The 12,429-nt window shown below is 68.6% G+C and carries 6 protein-coding genes; 4 read left to right on the top strand and 2 right to left on the bottom strand.

Going from position 1 to position 12,429, the window contains the following annotated elements; all coding sequences use genetic code 11:
* The first annotated feature begins 7 nt into the window (after positions 1-7).
* From VGJ96_02720 to VGJ96_02735, 4 genes are all read left to right on the top strand, one after another.
* Complete coding sequence (locus tag VGJ96_02720) at positions 8-880, top strand: MBL fold metallo-hydrolase (protein HEY3286013.1); 873 nt, start codon at positions 8-10, stop codon at positions 878-880.
* Between the two features lie 24 nt (positions 881-904).
* Positions 905-1,621, top strand: a complete 717-nt coding sequence (locus VGJ96_02725; protein HEY3286014.1) for a CsgG/HfaB family protein — start codon at positions 905-907, stop codon at positions 1,619-1,621.
* 90 nt (positions 1,622-1,711) lie between these two features.
* A complete protein-coding gene (locus tag VGJ96_02730) occupies positions 1,712-3,697 on the top strand; it encodes an HD domain-containing phosphohydrolase (GenBank protein HEY3286015.1) in 1,986 nt (661 codons plus the stop codon).
* A 209-nt stretch (positions 3,698-3,906) separates the two neighbouring features.
* A complete protein-coding gene (locus VGJ96_02735) occupies positions 3,907-6,810 on the top strand; it encodes a M14 family zinc carboxypeptidase (protein HEY3286016.1) in 2,904 nt (967 codons plus the stop codon).
* A 173-nt stretch (positions 6,811-6,983) separates the two neighbouring features.
* Here the strand turns inward: VGJ96_02735 and VGJ96_02740 are convergent, their stop codons facing one another.
* Entirely contained in the window at positions 6,984-9,512 is a 2,529-nt protein-coding gene (locus VGJ96_02740) for a hypothetical protein (GenBank protein ID HEY3286017.1), read from the bottom strand.
* 308 nt (positions 9,513-9,820) lie between these two features.
* On the bottom strand, positions 9,821-12,400 hold the full coding sequence (locus VGJ96_02745) for a serine/threonine-protein kinase (protein ID HEY3286018.1): 2,580 nt from the start codon (positions 12,398-12,400) through the stop codon (positions 9,821-9,823).
* Positions 12,401-12,429: the final 29 nt, after the last annotated feature.

Below are 12,429 nucleotides of genomic sequence, written 5' to 3' on the forward strand. Positions count from 1 at the left end.
CCATCAGATGACCCTCCGTGTGCAGTTCTGGGGGACCCGCGGGTCCATTCCAAGTCCAGGGCGCAGGACCGTGCGCTACGGCGGCAACACGCCGTGCGTCGAGATTCGGACCGAGGATGGCTGGCTGGTGATCCTCGATGCCGGCACGGGGATTCGCGAGCTGGGTTTGTCGTTGCTGGAACGCTGCGATGGCGCGCCGCTTGAGGGCGACATCTTCCTCACGCACGCGCACTGGGATCACATCCAGGGCATTCCGTTCTTTGCGCCGATCTTCCAGCGTGGGAACCACTTCACGATCTGGGGATCGAAGGCGCTCGAGGGGAGTGTGGATCGGGTGGTGCGGGACCAGATGTCGCCGGTGGTCTTTCCGGTGTCGTTCGAGGAGCTCGATGCGCGCATCGATTTCTCCTCCATCGCCGCCGGCGAACGGCGCGCCGGCCGGGGGTACGAGGTGGAGGCGTTCGAGGTGCTGCATCCGGGCGGCGCGCTGGGGTACCGGTTTCGCACGCCCGGCGGTGCCGGGTCAATCGTGTATGTGCCGGACAACGAGGTGAGCGCCCCCGAGAAGTACCGGGTGGGCGCGGAGTGGCGAGCGGCGTTTGTGGAGTTCGTGCGTGGCGCCTCGGTGCTGGTGCACGACTCGATGTACACGACCGAAGAGTTCGACCATCATCGCGGCTGGGGGCATTCGACCTATCGCGATGCCGTGGAGCTGGCCTTGGAAGCGGGCGTGGGATCGCTGGTGCTGTTCCACCACGAGCCCCGCCGCGCCGATGACGAATTGGACCAGCGCGTCGACGAATGCCGCGCGCTGGTGCGCTCCCGCGGAGGGGCGCTGCAGGTGCTGGGAGCCGCTGAAGGAATGACGCTGACCGTTTAGCCCCTCGCCCACGAGGAGGACCCCATGAAGTTCTCGAAGATGTTTGCCCTGCTCGCCGTGCTGGCGTTCGCCGTGCCGTCGCTCGTCGCCGCCCAGGGCGGCAGCAAGCCGACGGTGGCGGTGCTGTACTTCAACAACAGCGCCATCGGCAGCGCCAACGCCGAGCTGCAGCCCCTGTCGAAGGGGATCGCCGACATGCTGATCGGCGAGCTCGCGGCCAACCCCAACATTCGCGTGGTCGAGCGCGACCAGATCCAGAAGGTGCTCGAGGAGCAGAAGCTGGGCACCGACGGGAAGGTCGACAACGAGTCTGCCGTGAAGGTGGGCAAGCTCGTCGGCGCGCACTACATGGTGACCGGCGGCTTCGTGACCGACCGCACCGGCCGCATGCGCTTCACCGCGCGCGTCTTCAACACGGAGACGAGCCTGATCGTCTTCCCGGCGGCCGGCGGCCCGACGGGCGTCGTGGACGGCAAGATCGACAATTTCATGGAACTCGTCGTCCAGCTGGCCGCGAAGATCAACACGGGCGCCAAGCTGCCGGACATCCCGGCGCGCGTGGGCGAGGCCCGCAAGGACGCCGCGAAGAAGGTGCCTTACGAGGCCATCGCGCTCTACAGCAAGGGGCTCGCCGCGAAGGACGCTGGCAACAAGTCGGAAGCGGTGTCGCTCTTCCAGAAGTCGCTCGACAAGTTCCCGCAGTTCGAGAAGGCGCAGACCGAGCTGAAGAAGCTGCAGTAGGCCGGTAGCGGGGGCGTTGGCGGCTCCCCACATTTGAACGCCGGCGCCCGGTTCGCTCCGGGTGCCGGCGTTCTCGTCCCCTCCCCTGCCGTGACCACGACGCCGCTGATCCTCGCCTCGACTGGCCGCAGCTACGCGGCCTTCCCCACCCTGGGCACCGATCCGGGGTTCGCCGTGCGCCGTGTGACGTCGCTGCCCGCCGGCGGCGACCTGCCCGCCGAGCAGCCCGTGGTGGTGCTGCTCGACGCGGCGCTCGCGGCCGATCGCGCGGCCGTCGCCGCGCTCGACGCTCAAGCGGCCCTAATCGGCATCGGCGCGGCGGGCGCACTGGAACCCGACGCCTCGCTTCCCGCCGACGCACTCTGTGCCTTCGTCGCGGAGGATGCCCCGCCGGCGCACGCGCGCACGGCGCTCCAGGGCGCCGTGCGCCACGCCGCGGCGCTCGTGGCGGCGCGGCGTGAGGCCGCGCAAGCGGCCGCGCGCGCCGGCGAGATCGCGGAACTCACGCGCATTGGCGTGGCGCTGTCCACGGAACGCGACCTGCCGACGCTGCTGACGCTGATCCTCGAGCAGGCGCGGCGGCTGTCGAGCGCGGATGCGGGTTCGTTGTACCTGGTGGAACGGGGAGGCGACGGCGCCGTGCTGCGCTTCAAGCTCTCGCAGAACTCCACCGTCCCCGACCTGCCGTTCAGCGAGTTCACCATTCCGCTGAACGCGACGTCCATCGCCGGCGCGGCGGCGGTGTCGGGCGACGCGATCACCTTCGACGACGCCTACGCGCTGGGCCCGGGCGACCGCTTCCAGTTCAACCGGTCATTCGACGAGAAGTTCGGCTATCGCACCAAGTCGATGGTGACCATCCCCATGCGCACGCATCGCGACGAGATCGTGGGCGTGCTGCAGCTGATCAACCGCAAGCGGCACGCCGCGGCGCGGCTGGCGGCGGCTGCCGACGTGGAACGCGAGGTGCTCCCGTTCGACGCCAACGCGGTGGCGCTGGTGAGCGCGCTCGCGTCGCAGGCCGCCGTGGCCATCGAGAACGGGCGGCTGTACGAGGATATCGAGCGGCTCTTCGAGGGGTTCGTGATGGCGTCGGTGACGGCGATCGAGAGCCGCGATCCCACCACGTCGGGCCATTCGTCCCGCGTCGCCGTCTACACCACCGGACTCGCCGGCGCCGTGGACCGCGTGGACAGCGGCCCGTACGGCCACGTGCGCTTCTCGCGCGAGGAGATGCGCGAGCTGCGCTACGCCTCGCTGCTGCACGACTTCGGCAAGGTCGGGGTGCGCGAGCAGGTGCTGGTGAAGCAGAAGAAGCTCTACCCGTCGGACCTCGCGATCATCCGGCACCGGTTCCAGTTCCTGCTGCAGCGCGCCGACCTGCAATACGAGCGCGAGCGGGCGCAGTACCTGTGGGAGCACGGGCGCACGAACTACGACGACGCGCTGCTGAAGCTGGAGCGCTCGCGCGGCGAGGCGCGCGACGAGCTGCAGCGCTACCTCGACGCCATCGTGCGGGCGAACGAGCCGACGATCCTCCCCGAGGGGACGTTCGAGGAGCTGAGCGAGATCAACGAACGGCTGTTCGTGGACTTCGACGGCACCGAGAAGCCGCTGCTGAGCGACGACGAGCTGCGCTACCTGATGATCAACCGCGGCAACCTCGACGAGCGCGAGCGCCGCGAGATCGAGAGCCACGTGACGCACACGTACCGCTTCCTCGACCAGATCCCGTGGACGCGCGAACTGAAGGGGATCCCGCTCATCGCGTGGGGGCACCACGAGAAGCTGGACGGCACCGGCTATCCGCGCGGCGTCGCGGCCGCCGACATCCCGGTGCAGACGCGGATGATGACCATCAGCGACATCTACGACGCGCTCACCGCCACCGACCGTCCGTACAAGCGCGCCGTGCCGAACGAGCGCGCGCTGGACATCCTGCACGACGAGGCCCGGCACGGGCACGTGGACGCGGCCCTGCTCGCCGCGTTCATCGAGGCCAAGGTGTTCGATGCGGTGCAGCCGGCGGAGGGGAGACGCTCGGGGGCGGGGAGACGGTTGACACCGACCGGGTAACCCGCGGCGGAACGAGGAGGGGGTAGAGGCTCAGCGAGGGGCAAGGAGATGTGGAACGAGAAGGGAGTTCGCCGGGCGCGCCGGGGAACTCCCTCCTCGTTCCGCCTCCCGTCCCCCCTCGCTGAGCCTCTACCCCCTCCTCGTTCCGCAAGCGCTTTCCCCCAGCGTTGCGTATGCTAACCGGACCCACTCCCACCCAGAGGGCACGCATGTCCCGCCTTTCTCGTCTCCTCCTCGCCCCCGCCCTGCTGCTCGCAACGCAGCTGGCTGGCGCGCAGCAGCCGGTCGACCAGGAGTACACCAAGAAGATCAAGGAGCACCTGCAGGATGCCCGCATCTCCACGGAGTTCGTGGATCACCTGCCGGCCTCGAGCAAGGTGCCGACGCCGCTCACGTTCCTCGGCCGCATCGTCGGGACGCCCGGCGAGCTGACGTATGCCAGGGACATCTACCGCTATCTCGAGGCGGTGGCCAAGGCGTCGAACGGGCGCGCGAGGTTCTGGACGATCGGCAAGACGGAGGAAGGGCGCGACATGGTGCTCTTCGCCGTGGCCGACGCGGGGACGATCGCCAATCTCGACCAGTACAAGGGGATGCTGAAGCAGCTCACCGACCCGCGGAAGACGGGCGAGGCGGAGGCCCAGCGGCTGATCAAGAGCGCCAAGCCCATCTACTGGATCACGTCGGGGCTGCACTCGCCCGAGAACGGCGGCCCGGAGATGCTGATGGAACTCGCGTACCGCCTGGTTGTCGACGAGGGCGAGTTCTACCAGGACATCCGCAAGAACGTCATCACCTTCATCACGCCGGTGCTCGAGGTGGACGGGCGCGAGAAGCAGGTGGACACGTACTACTTCAACAAGAAGCGCGCGGCCGGCGAGGCGCGCCTCCCGCTGATGTACTGGGGCAAGTACGTGCAGCACGACAACAACCGCGACGGCATGGGGCAGCTGCTGGCCATCACGAAGAACACCACGAAGTTCTTCCTCCAGTGGACGCCCACCATCATGCACGACCTGCACGAGTCGGTGACGTACCTCTACGCCTCCACCGGCAGCGGCCCGTACAACGAGCAGGTCGACGCCATCACGGTGAATGAGTGGTGGGACCTCGCCATCAACGAGGTGCAGGAGATGGCCAAGCGCAACGTGCCGGGCGTGTGGACCTACGGGTTCTACGACGGCTGGACGCCGAACTACCTCTTCTACGTGGCTCACGCGCACAACGCGACCGGCCGCTTCTACGAAGTGCAGAGCTACGGCCCGGACAACTACGTGGTGCGCCCGCCGGCGACGACGACCAGCCGCGAGTGGTTCCGCCCGAACCCGCCGCTCCCGGTCATCAACTGGGGGCCGCGCAACAACACCAACATCCAGGAATCGGCGATGCTGCTGTCGCTCTCGCACGTGGCCAAGAACCGCGCGCACTTCCTGGAGAACTACTGGCTCAAGAACAAGCGCTCGGTGGACAAGGGCACGAACGGCCCGACCTTCGCCTGGGTGATTCCCGCCGGACAGCACAAGAAGGCCGACGCGGCTGATGCGGTGAATGACCTGATGACGCAGGGGCTCGAGTTCCACCGCGCCACGTCAGCCTTCAAGGCGGGGAGCGTGGACGTCAAGCCGGGCGACTACATCATCCGCGCGGACCAGCCGTACCGCACGCTCGCCGACATGTACTTCTCGCTGCAGGCCTTCTCGGCCGCCAACCCGTCGCCGTACGACGACACGGGGTGGACGTTCCAGCTGATGCGCGACCTCGTCATCACGCCGGTGGCCGACAAGGCGATCCTCGGCGCGCCGATGACGCCGGTCAGCGGCAAGGTGGTCGCGGCGGGCGGCGTCGAGGGGACCGGGAGCACGCTGATCGTCGCCGCGACGAGCGACAACAACCTGGTTTCCTTCCGCTTCAAGAACGCCGACGTGAAGATGGCGGCCGCCGAGGAGGACTTCGAGGCGGGCGGGCAGAAGTTCATGGCCGGGTCGTTCATCATCGCCAACGCCGACCGCGCCAGGCTCGAGCCGCAGCTGAAGACGCTGGGGCTGAGCGCCGTGGCCGTCGCGACGGCGCCGACGGTGAAGTCACACGACCTCGACTTGCCGCGCATCGGCTACGTGCACAGCTGGACGCGCACGCAGGACGAGGGGTGGGTGCGCGCCGCGCTCGACACGTACGGCGTGCCGTACACCTACTTTGCCGACCAGAAGCTGCGCGCCGAGTCCAACCTGCGCGCCAAGTATGACGTGATCGTCTTCCCGCACGTGGGCGGCACGCCGCAGTCGATGGTCGCCGGCATCGCGAACACCGGCACGCAGCCCCTCCCCTACAAGAAGTCCAAGGACACGCCGAACCTGGGCACGCCCGACGAGAGCGACGACATCCGCGGCGGGATGGGGCTCGATGGGCTGATGAACCTGTACAAGTTCGTGCAGGAGGGCGGCACGCTCATCACCGAGGGCGCCACCTCGACGATCTTCCCCGAGTACAACCTGACGCCGGGCGTGACGGTGGAGACGCCGAGCGACCTGTTCGTGCGCGGCTCGATCATGCGCGGCATTATCGCCGACAAGAAGAGCCCCATCACCTACGGGTATGCGGGTACCCAGATCCCGGTCTACTTCAGCACCGCGCCGGTGCTGAACGCGGCCCCGGGAGGCGCGGGCGGCTTCGGCGGCTTTGGCCGTGGCTCGTCGCAGAGCCAGAACGTGACGCCGATGGCCACGCCCAACCAGCCGAAGCTGTCGCCGTGGGAGCAGTCGGCGGCGGCGGCGGCGCCAGCCGCGAGTGAAGGGGCAGGACGCGGCGGGCGCGGTGCGGGCGCGGGCGCTGGTACCGGCGCTGGCGGATTTGGCGGCTTTGCCGCGAGCGTGGGCGAGCGGCCGCGCGTGATCCTGTCGTTCCCGACGAATGCCGACGACATGCTGCTGTCGGGCTCGCTGGTGAACGGTCAGTCGCTCAGCGGACGCGCGCAGCTCGTGGACTCGCCCATCGGCAAGGGGCACGTGGTGATGTTTGCCATCCGGCCGTTCTGGCGCTGGCAGACGCAGGGGACGTACTCGCTCGGGTTCAACACGATCCTGAACTGGAACGACCTCGACGCGGGCAAACGCTAGCTTCGGTGCGACGCCGGATGGCTTCGGCATCACGGAGACACTGAGGACACGGAGTTCTCCGTGATTTCCGGGCTCCGTGATGACGACGGCTTCGACGGCGGGTCAACAAGACGTGAGGGGCCGGCCACCGAATGGTGACCGGCCCCTCACGGCATCACGTGGGGGACGCCTGGCTAGTTGCCAAGCACGTTGATGCCAACACTCTTGCGGTAGAACGTGCCCGACGGATACGGTAGCAGGCTGCTCACTTCGGTCGCCTTGCACCCCGGCGGCGGATTGCAGTTCTTCCCCGGCGAGCACGGCCCGGTGTTGAAGCTGAGCTTCGCCCCATCCGGATTGGTGATTGCCTCGAGGCGCATCATGACGGCCTTGGCTGACGAGCCGTTCGCGCCGACAATGGGAGTCGGGAGCGTAAACGTCACCATCTTCTGCTCGCTGTTGCTGCCGCGGAGGAAGACGTTGGCGGTCGCGAACACCGGCACCGAGGCGGCCGGATCGAACGTGGCGCGCTGGATGCTGAGGCGCAGCTGATACGGTGACGGGGCGTTGGCCTTACCCGCCGACGAGATGTAGAGCTGCACCTGCTTCATCGTGCTGCCGGCCCCCGGATCGGGAACCCAGAATGCATACGGGCTGGTCAAGTCGGTGAACGGATCACCCGACCCGCCCGGCGCGCAGGCGTTCAGGGAGACGAGGGTCGGCGTCGTGCCGGTTGCGGTGAAGAGCACCGCGGTGTCGCCCGCCACACCACGCGCGAGCGTTGCCCGCAGCTCATTAGCGCCGGCGCCGATGGTCCAGGACGTGGCGGCCTGACCGTTGGCGCCGGTCGTCGACGCCGTCGGCGAGACGCTGCCCGTGCTGCTTCCGCCGGGCGTCCAGTTGATGGTCGCCCCCGGCACCACGTTCCCGTACACGTCATTCACGCCGACGGTGGGGTTGGCGGGGAGCGTGGTGCCCGCCAGCGCCGTCTGCCCGTTGCCGGAGACGATCGCCAGACCGAAGCCTGCCGCGGCGCCGACGGTGAATGCGTCACCGGAAGTCGTGACGGCGTTGCCGAAGAAGTCGGCACTCGCCTGCACGCGATAGTCGGTCCCCGCCGCGGTGATCGAGACGCCGGTGAACGATGCCACGCCATTGACGGCGGTGGCCGTCAGCGACGTCACGCCACCCGCGAACGTTCCATGATTGAGCGTCAGCGTCACGGCGCCGTTCCAGCCCTGCGCGATGACGCCATTGTGGTCCACCGCCGCCGCGGTGACGCTGAACGCGCTCCCCGCGGTGATCGTGCCCGTGGGCTGCGCGAGGAAGGTGAACGACGTCGGCGCATTGGCCGTGGCGGTGAAGAGAATCGACGTGGTGTCGAAGCTCGCGCCGGACGGGATGTCGCCGCCGACACCGGGCGTGGCACGCACGGTGTTGGGGCCCGGGACGACTCCCAAGGTCCAGCATGCCGCCGCGCGGCCGGTGAGCGACGTGTACGACGTCGTCTGGCCCGCGAGGCAGTTCTGCGCGGCGTCCTGCGCCGACGCGACGCCGCCGCCTGACTCCACGCTCCATTGCACCGGCACATTGACCATGCGCGTGCCGAGACGCGTCTTCACCAGCACATTCGGGCGGCAGTTGGCCGGCAGCGGAGTCCCGACCGGGGCCTCCATCGCGCTGCACGGCGTGGCGGCCACCGCGGATTCCACGGCGCTGCGGAGCTTCGTCCGAATCAGTTCGGTCACCGTGCCACCCACGCCACCCGAGGAGAACGACAGCGTAGCGTCCACGGTGCCGAAGGGGCTGAGTTCGGTGACGGTGCCGCCCACGCCGCCGGAGCCAAAGGTGTCGAGCGACTTCACCCGGCGCAGGTTGAGAGTGGACCGCACCTGCTGCACCACCGCGCTGACCGTAGCGATCGCCGGCGGCGGACAGGTGAGGAAACCACCGTCGGCGGGCGGCGTCAGCTCGAAGCCGTAGCTGGCGTCATGACCAAGCCGAAGGCGGCCGCGCACGGCCGCCGACACGCTCGTCGCTGGGCAGACGGCGACGACGGCGGGCCGCGTGAGCGGGGCGCCGGTCGCCGAGAACTTCTCGAAGTAGTAGTAGCCCGGATACTGGTCGAGCTTGGTGTCCAGCGGTCCGCTGCCAGGGCTGGTCTGCGTGAACGGAATGGGCGCCACGGTGATGAGCGTCGGCTCGGACACCGGGAACGAGTCGAGCTTGATGCCGGCCAGGCTGTCGCCGCCGATGAGCGTCTGCGGCAGATCGCTCGGATAGATCAGGAAGCTGTTGGCCGGATCCGTGATCGACATCGCGAGTCCGGCGTAGCAGAACACCGCGTTCACGAAACGCACGATGACCGCCGAGCCGCCGGGCAACGGGCTCTGGCTGTTCTTCTTCAGCGTGAAGCTGACGATGTTGTACGCCTGGCTGATCAACGCCGCGCTGTCACCAATGTCCAGCTGGTGCTGGAGATTGCTGATCTTGCCCTTGGCCGAGTTGGCGTCGGGGGAGCCGGCGCCGAACGCGCTGTCGGCGAGCGCGAAGAGATTCGAAAGGGTGGTGCACTCACCCGCCGTCAGGACGGGAGCGCCACGCCGCTGGCCGATGGGCGACTCAGCGAGCGCGTGGGTGCCGGCGGGATTCGACTCACCGCAGGCGGCGATCAGCGCGGCCACGCCAAGGAAAGCGACGCTCAGAAGCGACGTTCGACGCATGGTGCCTCAGGGAACCAAGTGGACGAATGCGGCCGTTCGGGGACCCGAAGGCCGACAGCTTCGTTCGCATTGGGCATGCCCTACGGACGGGGTGTCCCGCGTATAGGGCAAATGCCTAACGAGCGTAGACAATATGTCCTACAGGCGCGTAAGGCAATAGCAACCCTATATAAGGTATATCCCTTACCACTTTAGGCGCTTTGAGAGCGGGCCAAGGGTTAGCGCGCTGAGACCGGGCCAAGGGTGGGGCGCACGGAGAGCAGACCAGGCGTAGGGCACCCTGCTCCGGTTTTGCCTACGGAATCCCCCTACTGCTGGCCGAGGAGCTGGCGGAAGCGGGGTTCGCGTTCGAGGTCCTTGAACCACCACCCCGGGTCGTTCCGCATCGACTGCAGCCGCTGCGGGTTGGCGGCCAGATACTCCTTCAGCAGCCGGATGGCGTCGTCGTTGTCGCCCAGGATGGCGTGGACGAACGAGCCATAGTAGGCGAGCTCGCGCAACCCGTCGATCTGCGGGTCACCCAGCGAAGCGCGCACCAGGTGTCGGGCGCTGTCGGCCAGGGCCGGCTGGCCCGCCTTGGCGGCGCGGGCGATGACCGCGGCCACGAGCATATTGGCGGTCAGCCGCTCAAGTGGCTGGGCGGCGGGCGCCGCCAGCGCCACGGCCGAGTCGGAGATGGCCCACGCCGCCGCAATATTGGGCGGCTCGGCGCGCGTCGTGAGCAGGTACAGGCGGCAGCGGGTGAAGCGCATCTCCTTGGGGAAGCGCTGGCGCGCCGTGGCGCACCACTGCCCCGCCTTGTCGAACTGGCCGAGGTCGTAGTTCGCCATGATGAGGCGATTGAGCACGACGTTGGCGTTCGACAGGAACTCGTCGCCCTCGTACGCGCGCGTGGCGGCGATCAGCACATCCGACAGCGACGCGTCCTCCACCTGATAGTAGAGCGACGCGAGCATCGCGAACGCCCCCGCCTGCCGTGGATTGAGCGTCGTGGCGCGCTCGAGGTCGGCCCGCGCCGCGGCGAGCGACGCGGCCTTCCTGGCCGCGTCCGACTCGATGCCCGAGATCCAGCCGAAGTACAGGTTGAACCCGCGCGCCTCGAGGGCGTCCGCATTGTCCTTGTCGAGCGAGATCGCGCTGTCAGCGTGCGCGACGCCGACCGTCACCCACTTGGCGATCGCGACGGCGTCGCGTCCGGCGAGCCGTGCGCGGCGATACGCCAGGGCCGCCCGCCGCGTCTCGGGCTCGGGCCACTTCGGGTCGGCCTTCCACGCGAGCGCGAAGAGCGAGTCGGCGGCATGGAACTGCGTCTCGACCGCCGGCGCCTCGCCACGCCCGAGCGCCGCCTCGGCCGACTTCCACGCCTGCTCGCCACGCTGGAGAAGCAACCAGGCGTCCTTGCTCGCGGTGCGGAAGCTCTGTTCCTTGAGGTTCAGTTCTGCCCCCAACTGCTGCCGGATCAGGTCCGACGCGACGACGGCGATCGTGTCGCGCAACGCGAGCTGGTTGGCGGCCGAGCCCGTGAACGACGCGCGCTTGAGGTTCACGCCGCTGCCGTCGTCGAGGCGCACGCTCACGCGCACCTTGTCGCCATCGGGTTCCACATCGCCGCGCACGAGATACCCCACGCGCAGCAACCGGGAGATGCTGTCGGGCGGCACGGCGCCGCCGCGGAAGCGCTCGACACCGGTGCGCGAAATCACGGTGAGGCTTGACGACGTGGAGAGCGTGCGGATCAGCTCTTCGGTGAGTCCATCGGCGAGCGGCCCGAGCGACGAGTCGCGGCTCAGGTCCTGGAAGTAGAGCACCGCGAGCCGTCGGGCCTCCGGCCCTTCGACGCTGACGCGGCGTCCGCTGAAGGTGCTCCAGATGCCGAAGGCGCCGCCGGCCACGATGAGCAGCAGCGCGGCCACGCCGACGGGGATCTGCCACTTCGCGCGCGCCGGAACCGCCGGCACACCCGCCATCGGCGTCGGCCGGCGGAACTGCGCCGTGGCGCGCGCCCGCATGGTGGACGTGGCGCCAAGCGGCGCGCCCATCAGTTCGCTGAACGCGGCGGCCGTTTGCGGACGATCGGCCGGCACCTTCGCCATCACCCGGAAGATGGCCTCTTCGACTTCCTCGGGGACGGTGGAACGCACGATGCGAATGCTCGGCACCTGTTCCATCGCGTGCCGCGCCATGATCGCCACCGCGTTCTTCCCCGTGAAGGGCGGCTCGCCGGCGAGCATCTCGTAGAGCATGCAGCCGAGACTGTACAGGTCGGCCGTGGGACCGACCACTTCGCCCACCGACTGCTCGGGCGCCATGTAGACCGGCGTCCCCATCGCCATGCCCGTCTGCGTCAGCTTGGCCGCCCCCGCCTCGCTGACCGCGCGGGCGATGCCGAAGTCGGCGACGAGGGCGTAGTCGCCCTGCAGGAGGATGTTCTCCGGTTTCACGTCGCGGTGCACGATCCCCTGGGTGTGGGCGTAGCCCAGCGCGTCGGCAACCTCGAACGTGATGCGGAGCGCGTCCTCGATCGGGAGCTGTCCCTCGCGGTCAATGCGATCGCGCAGCGACTCGCCCTTCACGAAGGGCATCACGTAGAACATCAACCCTTCGGCGACCCCGGAGTCGAAGAGCCCGAGGATGTGCGGATGCTGCAGCTTGGCGGCGAGCTTGATCTCGCGCTCGAAGCGGTCGGCGCCGATGGACGCGGAGAGTTCCGGCAGGAGCACCTTGATGGCGACTTCGCGGTCGTGCCGCAGGTCCTTGGCGAGGTAGACCGTCGCCATGCCGCCGCGCCCGAGTTCGCGCTCCAGCGAGTAGCGGCCCGCGAGCGCGGCGTTCAGCCGTGTCAGGGTGTCGTAGGCGCCAGCCGCGCTCGCTGCTCCCTCGGCGTCCACCGCGGGCGTCGCGCGGATCGCCGACTGTT

Source organism: Gemmatimonadaceae bacterium, assembly GCA_036504815.1.
In the GTDB taxonomy this organism is placed as follows: Bacteria; Gemmatimonadota; Gemmatimonadetes; order Gemmatimonadales; family Gemmatimonadaceae; genus PNKL01.